The sequence below is a fragment of the Xanthomonas axonopodis pv. maculifoliigardeniae genome, assembly GCF_041519315.1.
Taxonomy (GTDB): domain Bacteria; phylum Pseudomonadota; class Gammaproteobacteria; order Xanthomonadales; family Xanthomonadaceae; genus Xanthomonas; species Xanthomonas euvesicatoria.
In genome coordinates, this window is record NZ_CP167998.1 from 3,579,808 (window position 1) to 3,595,905 (window position 16,098).

Below are 16,098 nucleotides of genomic sequence, written 5' to 3' on the forward strand. Positions count from 1 at the left end.
GGATAGTTCCTTCGGTGTCGTGGATCAGGCGGCGTTCTTGACAGCTTCAACGACTTTCTTGGCGCCGTCGTTGATGTTGTCGGCCGGGATGATGGCCATGCCGCTATCGCGCAGCAGCTGCTTGCCTTCTTCCACGTTGGTGCCTTCCAGGCGCACCACGACCGGAACCTTGACGCCCACTTCCTTGACCGCGGCGATGATGCCTTCGGCGATCATGTCGCAGCGGACGATGCCGCCGAAGATGTTGACGAAGATGCCTTCGACCTTGTCCGAGGACAGGATCAGCTTGAACGCTTCGATGACGCGCTGCTTGTTCGCACCGCCACCCACGTCCAGGAAGTTCGCCGGCTCACCGCCATTGAGCTTGATCACGTCCATGGTGGCCATGGCCAGGCCTGCGCCGTTGACCATGCAACCGATGTTGCCGTCCATGGTGACGTAGTTGATGTCCAACTCCGACGCGGTCACTTCGGTCTCGTCTTCCTGCGTCTTGTCGCGCATGGCGACCAGCTGCTTCTGACGGAACGCGGCGTTGTCGTCGCTGTCGAACTTGCCGTCCAGCGCGTACAGGTTGCCGTCGTCCAGGATCGCCAGCGGGTTGATTTCAACCAGCGCCAGGTCCTTTTCGTTGAACAGGCGATACAGGTTCACCATGATGCTGGCGAACTGGCCGGCCTGCTTGGCGTTGAGGCCGAGCTTGAAGCCGAAATCGCGGCCATGGTAGCCCTGCACGCCTTCGACGAAATCGACGTTGAGCGCGTGGATCAGCTCCGGCGTCTCGGCAGCCACCTGCTCGATCTCCACGCCGCCTTCGGAAGAGGCGATATAGGTGATGGTCTTGGTGCCGCGGTCGACCAGGATCGACAGGTACAGCTCCTTGACGATCTCACCGGCCGTGGTGACCAGCACCAGGTTGATCGGCAGCTCGACGCCGGCGGTCTGGTAGGTGGACATCTTGGTGCCGAGCATCTTGGCGGCTGCGGCCTTCACGTCGTCGGTGGTCTTGCAGAACTTGACGCCGCCAGCCTTACCGCGGCCGCCCGCGTGGATCTGCGCCTTCACCATCCAGGGGCCATTGCCCAGGGAATTGGCGACTTCAACCGCTTCGTCCGGGGTCGCCGCGACCTTGCCGGCCGGAACGGGGATGCCGTACTCGGCAAGCAGCTGTTTTGACTGGTATTCGTGGAAATTCATGCGTCACCGTGGGAAAAGGAAACGACCGCTGCGTGCAACGCAGACCGCCGGGGCGGCACGTCATGGGACGCGAACGGGCCGCCTATTGTGGCCGACCACGCCGTGCGGCGCAAAATTGCCCGGGATTGGCCGCCCGATCGCAGCGCTTGCGCGCAGGCCGACTCTGTGCGCAAGCGCTGCGCAGGCCGCGCACCTGCCTATACTCGCGGCTCGCTCCAGCGGGGAATCGGCTTGGCATCCATCGCATCGCTCATCGCCCGGATCCAGTCCGCGCCGCAGCGCGAGCTGTACTTTTTCTCGTTGTACCGGGTGCTGGTGGCCGGCCTGATCGCCGCGCTGGTGTTCAGCCCCTTGTCCGACGCCATTCCCGATCCGCGCTACCCGCGCCTGGCCGCCGGCGTGGCGATCGGCTACCTGTGCATGGCGATCCCGCTGCTGTTCTGGGGCCGCGGCGAACGCCGCCTCACCCCCACCGTGCTGTGCGCGGTAGTGGCCGACATCCTTGCAGCCACCCTGGCCACGCACGCCCTGCCCGGTGCCAGCGCCGGGATTGCGATGATGCTGCTGTTCAACGTGGCGGCCGCCTCGATCCTGTTGCGGCTGCGCTACGGCATGAGCATCGCGGTGCTCGCCAGCGCCGCCATCCTGCTGGAATACCTGTGGACCCTGCTCGAAGGCGGCGGCGCCACTCGTCCGGTGGCCGAGCTTGCGATGTTTGCCACCAGCTACGTCGCGGTGGCCTTCATCTGCGAACAAATCGCCGCCCGCGCCCGTCGCAACCAGATGCTGGCCGAAGAACGCGGCGCCCAGGTCGCCAATCTGTACGAGATCAACGAGCTGATCATCCGGCGCATGCGCACCGGCGTGCTGGTGGTGGATACCCACAACCACATCTCGTTGGCCAACGAAGCGGCGCTGAGCTTGCTGGGCGATGGCGACCAACGCACCCCGTCCACCGACCTGTCGCTGGTGGCGCTCACCCCGGAGCTGGCGCGCCGGCTGCAGCGCTGGCGTAGCGGCTGGCGCCAGGAAGAAGCCCCGCTGCAACTCGGCGCCGACCGCCCGGAGGTGCAGCCGCGCTTCGTGCGCCTGCTCGCCGACAGCGATCTGGTGCTGGTGTTTCTGGACGATGCCACGGTGGTGTCGCGCCGTGCCGAGTCGCTGACCCTGTCGGCCATGGGGCGCTTCTCGGCCAGCCTGGCGCACGAGATCCGCAACCCGCTGGCCGCCATCAGCTACGCCTCGCAGTTGCTGGAAGAATCGCCGGACATCGGCGATGCCGACCGCCGCCTGCTGCAGATCATCCACCAGCAATGTCAGCGCACCAACGGCATCGTCGAAAGCGTGCTCGCACTGGCGCGCCGGGAACGCGCCACCCCGGACAACCTAGACCTGGCCGCATTCGTGCGCCGCTTCGTGGTCGAATATCGCCAGACCTTGTCGATGGAAACCGACATCCTGGAGGCCAGCATCCAGGGGAGCTCCGTGCATGCGTTGGTCGACCCCAAGCACCTGCATCAGATCCTCACCGCGCTGGTGCACAACGCACTCAAGTACGGCCGGGTGATGGACGAACCGGCGCGGGTCAAGCTGCACGTCGAGCGCCTCGAGCGCAAGGCAGTGATCGATGTGATCGACCGCGGCCCAGGCATCCCGGAGGCCGTGGCGGCGCAACTGTTCCGCCCGTTCTACACCACCTCCGAGCACGGCACCGGCCTGGGGCTGTACATCGCCCAGGAACTCTGCCGCGCCAACCAGGCGCAACTGGACTATGTCGCGGTCCCCGGCGGCGGTGCGTGCTTCCGGATTTCGTTGCAAGGACCCAACGGATTGCTCGGCAAGTGAGTGCTCGGCTATCGGCTGAGCGGGATGCCTGATGTGGCGATATCGCGCAGCGCGGCACTTGTTCGATAGCAGAACGTTGCAACTGGCGAAGACACAAACCCAACGCTGTGCCTGGCTGCGGGGCGTGTGGGCTTACGCCAGCAAGGCTGTCGGAGGCAGACGCGTTTGGCAACGCAGCCCATCGATAGCCCCACATCGCCGACTGGCATCGGCGCCTTGCAAACGCGCTGAATGCCGCAGTGATGCACCCGCGCAGCAGGTGAATCGGTGGGCCGCCACCTGCTCGACAATTGTCGACCATCATCACGCTGGGCTATCGTGCGTCCCATGAACGAACCCAAAAGCGCCCTGGTTGTCGATGACGAGCGTGATATCCGCGAGTTGCTTGTTCTCACCCTGGGCCGCATGGGCTTGCGCATCAGCACCGCGGCGAACCTGGCCGAGGCGCGCGAGTTGCTGGCCAACAACCCCTACGATCTGTGCCTGACCGACATGCGGTTGCCGGACGGCAACGGCATCGAACTGGTCACCGAAATCGCAAAACACTACCCGCAGACACCGGTGGCGATGATCACCGCCTTCGGCAGCATGGACCTGGCCGTGGAAGCGCTGAAAGCCGGCGCCTTCGATTTCGTCAGCAAGCCGGTCGACATCGGCGTGCTGCGCGGCCTGGTCAAGCACGCGCTGGAATTGAACAATCGCGACCGTCCCGCTCCGCCACCGCCGCCACCGGAACAGGCCAGCCGCCTGCTCGGGGACTCCAGTGCCATGGAAAGCCTGCGCGCCACCATCGGCAAGGTCGCGCGCAGCCAGGCGCCGGTCTACATCGTCGGCGAATCCGGCGTGGGCAAGGAACTGGTCGCACGCACCATCCACGAACAAGGCGCACGCGCCGCCGGCCCGTTCGTGCCGGTCAACTGCGGCGCCATTCCCGCCGAATTGATGGAAAGCGAATTCTTCGGCCACAAGAAGGGCAGCTTCACCGGCGCGCATGCCGACAAGCCCGGCCTGTTCCAGGCCGCGCACGGCGGCACCTTGTTCCTGGACGAAGTGGCCGAATTACCGTTGCAGATGCAGGTCAAGCTGCTGCGCGCCATCCAGGAAAAGTCGGTGCGACCGGTCGGCGCATCCAGCGAATCGCTGGTGGATGTGCGCATCCTCTCGGCCACCCATAAGGACCTGGGCGACCTGGTCTCCGACGGCCGCTTTCGGCATGACTTGTACTACCGCATCAACGTAATCGAGTTGCGTGTGCCGCCGCTGCGCGAACGCGGTGGCGACCTGCCGCAGCTGGCCGCTGCCATCATCGCGCGCCTGGCGCACAGCCATGGCCGCCCCATTCCGCTGCTGACCCAGTCGGCGCTCGACGCATTGAATCACTACGGCTTCCCAGGCAACGTGCGCGAACTGGAAAACATCCTCGAACGCGCCCTGGCCCTGGCCGAAGACGACCAGATCAGCGCCACCGACCTGCGCCTGCCCGCTCACGGCGGCCACCGTCTGGCTGTCCCCAACGGAGGTGCCGCGGCCGAGCCGCGCGAAGCCGTCGTGGACATCGACCCGGCCTCAGCCGCGCTGCCGTCCTACATCGAGCAACTGGAGCGCGCCGCGATCCAGAAGGCGCTGGAAGAAAACCGCTGGAACAAGACCAAGACTGCGGCGCAGCTGGGCATCACGTTTCGCGCGCTGCGTTACAAGTTGAAGAAGCTGGGGATGGAGTAGAAGAGCCGGAAATCGGGAATCGGGAATCGGGAATCGTAAAAGCGCAGTCGCCGGCTGCGATGGTTCTCGCGGGAGACGCCGCTATGGATTGGCTCACGCATCATCTTGCGGTGGCCCGCTGTAATCATTGGCCCAGCTGTCCAAACAAAAAGGCCTGGGACGTAGAGTTCCCAGGCTTTTCGATTCCCCAATCCCGATTCCCGATTCCCAGCCCTTAGTCCTTGGTCACCCGATTGATCTCGGCCAGGCTGGTCACCCCGTGGGCAGCCTTCATCAAGGCCGACTGCCGCAAATCGCGGATACCGATCGCCTGCGCGGCCTCGGCAATCTGCATCGCATTGCCGCCCTCCAGCACGATCGCGCCGATCTCGTCGGTCATCGGCATGACCTGGTAGATACCGGTACGCCCCTTGTAGCCTTCGGTGCACTCGTCGCAACCGACCGCCTCATACAGCTCGATCCCGGCAGCAAGCTGTGCGGGCGTGAATCCTTCGGCCAGCAAGGCGTTGTCAGGCAGCGTCGACTTGCGCTTGCAGTTGTTGCACAACCGCCGCGCCAGACGCTGCGCGATCACCAAGGTCACCGACGAGGTAATGTTGTAGGGCGCGATGCCCATGTTCATCAAGCGTGCGATGGTCTGCGGCGCATCGTTGGTGTGCAACGTCGACAACACCATGTGACCGGTCTGCGCCGCCTTGATCGCAATCTCGGCCGTCTCCAGGTCACGGATTTCGCCGACCATGATGATGTCTGGGTCCTGGCGTAGGAACGAGCGCAACGCTGCGGCAAAGGTCATGCCACGCTTGTTGTTCTGCTGCACCTGATTGACGCCAGGCAAGCGGATTTCAACCGGGTCCTCCGCGGTGGAGATATTGCGTGTCTCGTCGTTGAGGATGCCCAGCGCCGTGTACAAAGACACCGTCTTGCCCGAGCCGGTCGGCCCGGTCACCAGCACCATCCCGTACGGCTTGTGGATCGCCTCCAGGAACAGCTTCTGCTGGTCCGCCTCATAGCCCAGCTTGTCGATGCCCAGCTTGGCCGCGCTGCCGTCCAGGATACGCAGCACCACCTTTTCACCGAACAGGGTCGGCAAGGTGCTGACACGAAAGTCGATCTGCTTGGTCTTGGACAGGTTGAGCTTGATGCGCCCGTCCTGCGGCACCCGCTTCTCCGCGATATCTAGCTGCGACATCACTTTCAGGCGGGCCGCGATGCGCTGGTTCAGCTTCACCGGCGCCTTGGCCACATTCTTGAGCAGCCCATCGATCCGCAACCGCACCCGGTAATCGTCTTCATAGGGCTCGAAATGGATGTCCGAGGCTCCCCGCCTGATCGCATCCACCAGCACCTTGTTGACGAACTTCACCACCGGCGTGTCGTCGCCCTTGGCATCGACCCCGGAATCCCCGCCGGCGCCCATGTCCTCGTCGCCGGCCGAGACGTCCAGATCCCCCATTTCCTCGTCGTCGTTGCCAAGCGAAGAACCCAACGACGCATTGCTGGCCTGCCACTGCTCGAGCGTCCGGCGGATCTGATCTTCGTCGACGAGGATCGCCTCGACCACCAGGTTCGTATGGAACTTGATGTCGTCCAGCGCACGGGTCTGGGTCGGGTTGCTCACCCCCACGAACAACCGGTTGCCGCGCTTGAACAGCGGCAGCACCTGGTGCTTCTGGAGCAACTCTTCACTGACGAGCTTTACTGCGTTCTGGCTGGCGTCGAATGCCGATACGTCCAGTAGTGGCATGCCGAACTCGACTGCATTGGCCGCCGCCAGCTGCGAGGCAGCAACAAGCTTTTTCTCCGAGAACCACTGAGGCAGTGGAACTTTCGCAAGAGCAGCCTGATCCATCGCGCTTCGAGCCGCGCTTTCCTCCAATGCGCCATCCTGCACCAGCCTGCGGGCAATTCCGGTGATTCCAACGAGATTTGCGGTCGATAAAACGCTCATGCTTACCCCCAACTTCTGAACGGCGCGGATAAAATCAACCGCAGCATATTCCGGTGTACTACGTCACCTGCAAGCTTTCGGTAGATATTTTGCCTGAAGCGTCGTGCCGGCTCCATCACATCTCCACACTGTCGAGCCTGCGCCAGACCAGTCAGGCACCAGCTGCAACTGCGACCCTCGAATAGACTCGTTCGCGCCGTTAGTAGCGAACGCGACAGTTATGACGCCATCCGCGCCAACCGTAACGGACGAAACATATCGACCTTTAATGCTATCGGCGTTACCCAATCCAGCCTGAGCGTTTGATGTCGGAGAGACGCTTTGAGCCCAGTGAAACTCCTCTACTGCCACCTTTGCACCCGAGGCAAGACTTAACCCTTCTGCCACCTGGGCTCTCACCAGGTAATCCTGATACGCGGGCAATGCAATTGCAGCAAGAATTGCAATGATCGCAACTACAATCATCAACTCAATCAAAGTGAATCCACGTGCTTTCACTTTGCCCCCTAAAGGCCTTAGCCTACGATTGAATCAAAAAAGCCCCGGCAAGCCGGGGCTTTTTAAAGCCAGCCCTATTACGGGGTAGCCGCAGTACGGCAAGAGGTAGGCAGATACTTCTGATCGATGGTGGTGCCATTGCTGCAACCCCAGCTGATCGAGCCGTTGTTGTCCGTCGGAGTCAGGACAAGGTTCTTACCACTCAGCTTTGCATTGGAGTTATTAAACAGCGCAGTGATGACGCCGCCAGAGCTAACGGTCACCGAGGTGATGTACTTACCTTTGATGTTTGCAGCAGCCTCAAGACCAGCAGCTGCGTTGTTGGCCGGGAATGCACCAGTATTGGCATAGGTCTCAGCAACGGCGGTCTTTGCACCCGACGCCAGCGACAGACCTTCAGAGACCTGCGAACGCGCGAGGTAGTCCTGATAAGCCGGCAGAGCAATGGCAGCCAGGATCGCAATGATCGCGACCACGATCATGAGTTCGATCAAAGTAAAACCGTTTTGCTTCTTCATTTTCTACATCCCCTAGAGAGTTGAATGATTCAGTTAACAACCGGAGTTGCCTGTAAAAGCGCATCTACAGCGACCGCCTGTAGCTGCAAGCACGTTTTGTGCCAAGTCGCGGCGTCATAGGTGCGGCCTGTAGCTATGTTTGCAGAGACGGGGTCTACGTGGAAGCGCACGATGACAGAATTGGGAAGAGCTCACGCAAGTGACGCTAAGGGTCACTTATCGCCCTGAGCAAGGTCCGCAGTCGACCCGCCACAGAGCATGCCGAACTCCTGCAAACAGGCTACCATTGACTTGTACCGGCCTGGGGATGGTCGTGGGGAACGCATATGTCAGTCGCTCGCAGCAGCATCAAGAAGCAACCGGTAGACCGAAACGTCAGTGAAATGATCCCGTTTGTCTGGGAAGGCACAGACAAGCGTGGCGTCAAGATGAAAGGGGAGCAGCAGGCCCGCAATGCAAACATGCTGCGCGCAGAGCTTCGTCGTCAGGGAATCACGCCCACAGTTGTAAAGACTAAACCAAAACCACTTTTCGGCGCTGCGGGCAAAAAAATTTCGCCAAAGGACATCGCATTCTTCAGCCGTCAGATGGCAACGATGATGAAGTCCGGAGTCCCCATCGTTGGCGCACTTGAGATTATCGGTGAGGGGCACAAAAACCCTCGCATGAAAAAGATGGTTGGTCAGATTCGAGCTGATATCGAAGGAGGCTCTTCACTTTACGAAGCTATTTCTCGACATCCAGTCCAGTTTGACGACTTGTATCGAAACCTGGTTCGCGCGGGCGAAGGCGCTGGCGTATTGGAAACTGTTCTAGATACAGTTGCGAACTATAAAGAAAATATCGAAGCCCTTAAAGGCAAAATCAAAAAAGCCCTGTTTTATCCCGCCATGGTAATGGCCGTCGCAATTATTGTCAGCGGCATCCTCCTAGTTTTCGTGGTCCCTCAATTTGAAGATGTATTCAAGGGATTTGGAGCAGAGCTTCCCGCTTTTACGCAAATGATTGTAGCAGCATCTCGTTTCATGGTGTCTTATTGGTGGTTCATGCTACTAGCGAGTGTCGCAGCGATAGCCGGTTTCATCTTTGCCTACAAACGCTCGCCGCGCATGCGCCATGGAATGGACAGGCTTGTCTTGAAGTTTCCAGTGATCGGGCAGATTATGCACAACAGCTCCATTGCTCGATTTGCCCGAACCACGGCGGTCACATTTAAAGCTGGCGTACCCCTTGTAGAAGCCCTAAGCATTGTTGCCGGCGCGACTGGCAACAAGGTCTATGAGGAAGCTGTACTGCGGATGCGCGACGACGTCTCTGTGGGATACCCCGTGAACATGGCTATGAAGCAAGTAAACCTGTTTCCTCATATGGTGGTTCAAATGACATCCATTGGCGAGGAAGCGGGCGCTCTTGATGCCATGCTATTTAAAGTAGCCGAGTATTTTGAGCAGGAAGTGAATAACGCCGTGGACGCGCTGAGCAGCCTGTTGGAGCCGTTGATCATGGTATTCATCGGTACAATTGTTGGCGGTATGGTGATCGGCATGTATCTCCCAATTTTCAAACTTGGCTCGGTGGTATAAAGACGCATGGCATTTCTCGACCAGCATCCCGGTCTCGGCTTTCCTGCCGCGGCCGGACTGGGACTGCTGATCGGCAGCTTCCTGAATGTGGTGATCCTGCGCTTGCCCAAGCGCATGGAGTGGCAGTGGAGGCGGGATGCGCGCGAGATTTTGGAGCTGCCGGACATCTACGAGCCGCCGCCGCCGGGGATCGTGGTGGAGCCCTCGCACGACCCGGTGACAGGCGACAAGCTCAAGTGGTGGGAAAACATTCCGGTCCTGAGCTGGGCGATGCTGCGCGGCAAGTCGCGCTACAGCGGCAAGCCGATCTCGATTCAGTATCCGTTGGTCGAGTTGCTCACCTCCATCCTGTGCGTCGCCAGCGTGTGGCGCTTCGGCTTCGGCTGGCAGGGCTTCGGCGCGATCGTGTTGAGTTGCTTCCTGGTGGCGATGTCGGGCATCGACCTGCGTCACAAGCTGCTGCCGGACCAGTTGACTCTGCCGCTGATGTGGTTGGGGCTGGTCGGGTCGATGGACAACCTCTACATGCCGGCCAAGCCTGCCCTGCTGGGCGCGGCGGTCGGCTATGTGTCGCTATGGACGGTGTGGTGGTTGTTCAAGCAGCTCACCGGCAAGGAAGGCATGGGCCATGGCGATTTCAAGCTACTGGCCGCGCTCGGCGCCTGGTGCGGGTTGAAAGGCATCCTGCCCATCATCCTGATCTCCTCGCTGGTCGGCGCCATCCTCGGCTCGATCTGGCTGGTCGCCAAGGGCCGCGACCGCGCCACCCCAGTCCCGTTTGGCCCCTATCTGGCCATCGCTGGTTGGGTGGTGTTCTTCTGGGGCAACGACCTGGTAGACGGTTACCTGCGCTTTGCAGGCCTGCGTTGACCGGGGCACGACGATGAGCGACTTCATCGTCGGCCTCACTGGCGGCATTGCCTCCGGCAAGAGCGCGCTAGCCGCGGAGTTCGAGAAGCTGGGCGTGCCGGTGATCGATGCGGATGTGGTTGCGCGGCAGGTCGTGGAGCCGGGGCCGATCCTCGACGCCATTGCTGCGTACTTCGGGGATAGCGTTTTGCTCCCCGACGGAACCTTGAACCGACAAGCGCTACGCTACCGCGTCTTTGCAGACACCGCGCAACGGCAAGCGCTCGAAGCCATCACCCACCCGGCCATCCGCAGAGAACTGCAGCGCGCAGCGCGGGCTGCACAGGGCCCTTATGCAATTGTCGCAATCCCCTTGCTCGCCGAAGCCGGTGGGCGCGCCACCTATCCCTGGCTAGATCGCATCCTCGTCGTCGACGTACCAGTCGCCTCGCAACACGAACGCCTGATGCAGCGGGATGGAGCGACGGCCGAACTGGCCGATCGCATGATTGCTGCGCAGGCGACGCGGGAGCAGCGGCTGGCCATCGCCGATGATGTCGCCTGCAATCACGGCGTTCTAGAGCAGTTGTCGCAGGTGGCACGCGGATTGGACGTGGACTATCGTGCCCGGGCCAATACTTCAGCCACCGCGCATCACTAGGCGCTTACGCGCTAGAAATGATAGGTAGATCGCCCTTCCGACCACGACTACTGTTAGAGCGCCGAGTCGACACTGGGGCGCTTGCAGAACAGGGCAGCGTTCGCCACCAGCAAGCTATGCATTCAGATAAGCTGCTCGCGCAGGAGAAAAATGGCGCCTTGTAGACATTCTCATGAGTTGGACGCGATGCAGGGCATGCAGATGCGAGGTACGCCACATGGTTCGAGCTGCTGTGGCCACCCTGATGCCTCATGGTGTCGTTGTTCGCAGCATCCCCCGAGTAAAATCGGACTACGCGACGTGCTTTGCCATGGTCGAGCAATTCGGACTGACTGGACGATATGGATGCAGCTAGCGATCATCAACATTCGCATCGCCCTTGCCAGCCTGAAAGCTGGAAAAACAAAAATCCCCTACGGTAATCATCAAAAAATGCAACTCACTGAAAAGCTTTTTGGCCTGGCGGCGGCCGCCCTGGTGATTTTCTCGGTGTTGGTTTTTACACGACCTGCAATTGCAGCTTCAAGCCCAATCGAAGAATGCTACAGGGCCTGGGATATGGGGATAAAATGCCCTACACAAGGAGACGCACAGCTTGCGCTACAGCAACTGGTAAACGCTGCCTGGTCCGGCCTACCAGATCGTAACCGGCGCAAAATCTGCTGAAAGCCGCCTCACCTGTCCTCACCGTCGTATATCGTTCTGGGCGCCTACATCACATATAGCGGACCCAATCCGACCTGTGACGGCAGCTATTACAGACAGTTTGATCGCGGATACTCGCCTACAGCCCCTTGCGCTGGAGACGCATGCCAACCGATTGATCCTGCCAAGAATAATTCTTGCGATAGTTCGTGCCAAGTCACTGGCCCGGTCATGGTTGGGAACCCGGTCAATATGTTCACTGGCAACAAATATGAGATTGCCTATGACTATCGCGACCCGTCCGGCCATCTCGATTTCTCCAGGTCTTATAGCAGCACGGATATTCCTTCCAACCCGACAATAATGATGGGACCGAACTGGAGGCATTCCTATCAACGCAACCTCCTCATTGAATCCAATGACGACGGAACCGTGATCCGGGCCAGCCGACCATCAGGAAATCAGTACATCTTCCGCAAATCCGGCACGCAATGGGTGGTCGATGCCGACGTGAAAGAACAACTCTTCGAACGTACCCAGGATGGCGCCTTCATCGGCTGGGCTTTGGTGGACACACGGGATCGCAGGGAAAACTATAATCCCGCTGGATGGCTGGAGAGCATTGAGTTCCCCGATGGGGACGTTGTCCAGCTGAGCTATGACGGCAATGGCGCGCTTGAAAAAGCCCTCGACCGCCGGGGCCGCTCGCTGACGTTTCATGTCAACGGCCTCTACTTGGAAGAGGTCGACTTTGCAGACGGAACAAAAGCGCAATACAGCTATAGCGACGGACGACTCGCAAAAGTCGCTCAAATCGATGCATCCGACAACCAGATCAGCAATATCGGATACACATACGAAGACGCCTTGAGCCAGAATGCACTTACCGGAATAATCGACGAAAGTGGCAGCCGATATGCCACCTGGTCCTATGATACAGACGGCCAGGCGATCAGCAGCCGTCACGGCGATGGCAACATCGACCTGTTCTCGGTCACGCGTACCAATGAAAAGGCCGTGATCCATAGTCCATCGGGCGCGACTGCAGAGTACAGCTACCAAGTCCAGTTCGGACGTGCAAAGCTGACTGGGGCTCAGGTGAAATGCCCTGCATGCATTAACGGCGATTATCAACAACGTTCTTACGATGAGGCGGGTTACCCCAAAGAAACCATTGATTTCTCCGGCGCATCCGTCAAAACCAGCTATGACACACGTGGCTTGCTGATCCAAACGATCGAAGATGCCAACAACATCTTGTCAAAACGCCGCACGCTGCAGACGGACTGGCATCCCAGCTTCCGTGTTCCCACCGACCGGCGCACCTATGATGCCAATGATGTCCTGGTCGCAAGGACGAGCTGGACCTACAACACCAGGGGTCAAGCACTGACCGTATCGCGGACGGATCCAAGCGGAGGTCCTACCCGCGTCACCACCCAGCGCTACTGCGAAGACAGCGATATTGCTGCCGGCAATTGTTCCTTGCCCGGCTTGCTGTTGGCCAGCGATGGCGCACGCACGGATATCGCGGATAGCACCAGCTACACCTACTACTTTGCCAACGACGCCAGTTGCACGGCATCGGCGAGTACGTGCCCGCACCGCAAAGGCGACCGTTGGAAAGTCACCAACGCCCTCGGCCAAACCACCGAATACCTCGCCTACGACGGCGCAGGTCGCCCGTTGTCCATCAAGGACACCAACGGCATCGTCACCGACTACACCTATCACCCGCGCGGTTGGCTGACCGCCACCAAGGTGCGTGGGGCCGATGCCTCCAGCGAGGCAGATGACCGCATTACCCGCATCGATTATTGGCCCACCGGCCTGGTCAGGCAGGTCACCCAGCCCGATGGCGCGTTCACTGCCTTCAGCTACGATGCGGCGCATCGGCTGACCGGCATCACCGACAACGCGGGCAATACCGTCCACTACACGCTGGACAACGCCGGCAATCGCATCAAGGAAGACACCAGCGATGCGTCGGGCACGTTGAAGCGCACGCTCTCGCGCGTCTACAACCAGCTCGGCCAACTTAAGACCCAGGCTACTGCGGCCAGCGACCCCACAGACTTCGCGTACGACGCCAACGGCAACGCCACCACCGTGACCGATGCGTTGGCGACCGCGACGCAGAGCGAGTACGACCCGCTCAATCGCCTGTCCCGCACGCTGCAGGATGTCGCCGGCATCAAGGCCGACACCAAGTTCGCCTACGACGCACTCGACAACCTGACCAAGGTCACCGACCCCAAGGGCCTGGACACCACCTACGAGTACAACGGGTTCGGCGATCTGGTGAAACTCACCAGCCCGGACACCGGCGTCACCCGCTACGCCTACGACAGCGCCGGCAACCGCGCCACCCAGACCGATGCGCGCGGCAACACCACCGCCTACAGCTACGACGCGCTCAATCGCCCGACCAAGGTCACCTACCCCACCACCAGCCTCAACATCACCTACACCTACGACGCGACGCAGACGGCCTGCGCCAGCGGGGAGACCTTTTCGATCGGCCGCCTGACCAAGATGCAGGACGGCGGCGCCATCACCCAGTACTGCTACAACCGCTTCGGCGACTTGGTGCGCAAGGTGCAGACCAGCAACGGCACCGCGTTGGTGCTGCGTTACGACTACACCATCGGCGGCCAACTGCGCCGCATGACCTATCCCGACGGGGCGGTGGTCGATTACGTGCGCAATGCGCAGGGCCAGACCACGCAGGTCGGCGTGAAGGCCGCCGGCGGTAGCCGCCAGGTGCTTCTGGGCAATGCCACTTACTATCCATTCGGCCCGGCTGCCGGCTGGACCTACGGCAATGGCCGCACCCTCGCCCGCCACTATGATCTGGACTACCGCCCGCAGGCGATCCAGGACACCCGCCCGGGCGGTCTTGACGTAGGCTTCGGCTTCGACCCGGCCGGCAACCTCACCGCACTGACGCCAGCCGGCAATTCAACGCCGGAGATCGGCCTGGACTACGACGCGCTGGGCCGCCTGACCGGTCTCACCGATGGTGTCACCGGAACTGTCATTGACGGCTACAGCTATGACGCCACCGGCAACCGCCTCAGCGCCAAGGTCGGCACGGCCACGCAGGCCTACACCTACCCGACCGACAGCCATCGTCTCAGTGCCGTGGCAGGCGTCGCCCGCAGTTACGATGCCGCCGGCAACACCACCGCCATCGGCACCGCCCGCCAATACACCTACGACACCAGCGGCCGCATGACCCAGGCCCGCCGCGCCGGCGCGGTGACCATGAACTACCGCTACAACGGTAAAGGCGAACAGGTGCGCCGCTTCCTCGGCACCACCAACACCTACACGCTCTACGATGAAGCCGGCCACTGGCTGGGCGACTACGACAGCAACGGCGCGCCCAAGCAGCAGGCGATCTGGCTGGACGACCTACCAGTCGGCCTGCTAGCCAATGCCAACACGCTGCACTACATCGAACCCGACCACTTGGGCAGCCCACGCGTGGTGATCGACCCCACCCGCGATGTGGCGGTGTGGGCATGGAGCTTGAAGGGTGAAGCCTTCGGCAACACCGCGCCAAATCAGGATCCGGATGGCGATGGGGCGGCGTTGGTGTTGGATATGCGCTTCCCGGGGCAGCGCTTTGATGCGGCGAGTGGGTTGAATCAGAACTACTTCCGGGATTATGACCCTGCTACTGGGCGGTATGGGCAGAGTGATCCGTTTGGCTTGAGAGGTGGCATCAGTACTTTTGGATACGCATTGCAGGGTCCTTTTGTCCACATGGATTTTTATGGCTTGGCCACTTGGAAGGGCTCTACTTTTGGAATTGGTGTCGGCGCAGGAAAGTTCGGCTTGAACATAGACTTCTATCAAGTCACTTCCCCCTGTCCGGGTGGCGGACTCGCATCTGCCTATGTGATGGCAGTCGGAGGTGCAGCTGGATTAGGTACACCAATTTCAATGGCTGGTTCGCAAGTAGAACTCACGGACTCAAATGATGTACCAGACCCTGATGTATTCAACGGTCCTTATGCGAAATTCTCTGGAGGATCAGTTTCATTTGGCATGGGCTATCAGATGTATCAAAAAATATCGATTGGCGGAGCCTGGTGGAACTTCGGCGCTGGAGCTGAGAGCATAGGATGGCATCAAAGCCAAGGCGGTTTTGACGCTACTGTTTATGGTGCTGCTGCAGGCAATGCCGTTGTTATTCAGCAGAAAAAATGTTCGTGTGAAGCGCAATGAAGCTGGCCTATATCCTAGCGATGCTTGCAGGTGGATTTTTTCTTGGGCTAGGGGGTCTAATTCGATGGGGATCGTTCTTAGCTGCACCTCAAACAAAGCCTTTCCGATCAGCATGGGACAAGCGAGGTTTAATAATGGCAATTGCAGGCGCGTCGTGGATGATCCTTGTTACGGTAATTTATGAATCGCTCCGCTAGCGTTTTGGTTCTGCATGTCAGCAAAAATCTGCTACTAAATGGCTAACAGAAGCACCTATGTCTAGCCACCGTGGCGGCTAGACACAGGCAAGACTGATTTTCGTCAAACAGTTGACATACCAAGTAACCAGTAGCAACCTCTGTCTCAAGGAGCGTAGAAACTCCTCTAGTAGCGGTACCCACCTCCGTCAAACTGGTG

11 protein-coding genes are annotated in these 16,098 nt (G+C 60.2%); 7 read left to right on the forward strand and 4 right to left on the reverse strand.

Annotated features, from left to right (window positions below; genetic code table 11):
• Window positions 1-24: 24 nt before the first annotated feature.
• Complete coding sequence (gene sucC, locus ACDH77_RS15375; protein WP_007965356.1) at window positions 25-1,194, reverse strand: ADP-forming succinate--CoA ligase subunit beta; 1,170 nt, start codon at window positions 1,192-1,194, stop codon at window positions 25-27.
• 231 nt (window positions 1,195-1,425) lie between these two features.
• On the opposite strand from sucC, the gene ACDH77_RS15380 reads away from it, so the two are divergent.
• Window positions 1,426-3,039 (forward strand): PAS domain-containing sensor histidine kinase, encoded by a 1,614-nt coding sequence (locus ACDH77_RS15380; protein ID WP_057681814.1) that lies wholly within the window; start codon window positions 1,426-1,428, stop codon window positions 3,037-3,039.
• Between the two features lie 267 nt (window positions 3,040-3,306).
• Window positions 3,307-4,761: a sigma-54 dependent transcriptional regulator gene (locus ACDH77_RS15385; RefSeq protein WP_218488478.1), complete on the forward strand. Its 1,455-nt coding sequence runs from the start codon at window positions 3,307-3,309 to the stop codon at window positions 4,759-4,761.
• 214 nt (window positions 4,762-4,975) lie between these two features.
• Here the strand turns inward: ACDH77_RS15385 and pilB are convergent, their stop codons facing one another.
• The 3 genes from pilB to ACDH77_RS15400 all read right to left on the reverse strand — a co-directional run bounded on the left by pilB (window position 4,976) and on the right by ACDH77_RS15400 (window position 7,728).
• The gene (gene pilB, locus ACDH77_RS15390; protein ID WP_022558667.1) at window positions 4,976-6,712 is read right to left on the reverse strand and encodes a type IV-A pilus assembly ATPase PilB; all 1,737 of its coding nucleotides are present in this window, start codon (window positions 6,710-6,712) and stop codon (window positions 4,976-4,978) included.
• A 63-nt stretch (window positions 6,713-6,775) separates the two neighbouring features.
• Complete coding sequence (locus ACDH77_RS15395) at window positions 6,776-7,210, reverse strand: pilin (protein ID WP_078590286.1); 435 nt, start codon at window positions 7,208-7,210, stop codon at window positions 6,776-6,778.
• 77 nt (window positions 7,211-7,287) lie between these two features.
• On the reverse strand, window positions 7,288-7,728 hold the full coding sequence (locus tag ACDH77_RS15400; RefSeq protein WP_078590287.1) for a pilin: 441 nt from the start codon (window positions 7,726-7,728) through the stop codon (window positions 7,288-7,290).
• A 326-nt stretch (window positions 7,729-8,054) separates the two neighbouring features.
• Between ACDH77_RS15400 and ACDH77_RS15405 the strand changes: the two genes are divergently transcribed.
• From ACDH77_RS15405 to ACDH77_RS15425, 5 genes are all read left to right on the forward strand, one after another.
• Window positions 8,055-9,311 (forward strand): type II secretion system F family protein, encoded by a 1,257-nt coding sequence (locus ACDH77_RS15405; protein WP_057685777.1) that lies wholly within the window; start codon window positions 8,055-8,057, stop codon window positions 9,309-9,311.
• Window positions 9,312-9,317: 6 nt separating this feature from the next.
• Window positions 9,318-10,181: an A24 family peptidase gene (locus tag ACDH77_RS15410; protein ID WP_372353535.1), complete on the forward strand. Its 864-nt coding sequence runs from the start codon at window positions 9,318-9,320 to the stop codon at window positions 10,179-10,181.
• Between the two features lie 13 nt (window positions 10,182-10,194).
• Window positions 10,195-10,821, forward strand: coding sequence for a dephospho-CoA kinase (gene coaE, locus ACDH77_RS15415; RefSeq protein ID WP_218488476.1), 627 nt, complete (start codon window positions 10,195-10,197; stop codon window positions 10,819-10,821).
• Between the two features lie 345 nt (window positions 10,822-11,166).
• Window positions 11,167-11,487, forward strand: coding sequence for a hypothetical protein (locus tag ACDH77_RS15420; RefSeq protein ID WP_372353536.1), 321 nt, complete (start codon window positions 11,167-11,169; stop codon window positions 11,485-11,487).
• Between the two features lie 231 nt (window positions 11,488-11,718).
• Entirely contained in the window at window positions 11,719-15,702 is a 3,984-nt protein-coding gene (locus tag ACDH77_RS15425) for an RHS repeat-associated core domain-containing protein (protein WP_372371839.1), read from the forward strand.
• Window positions 15,703-16,098 lie beyond the last annotated feature (396 nt).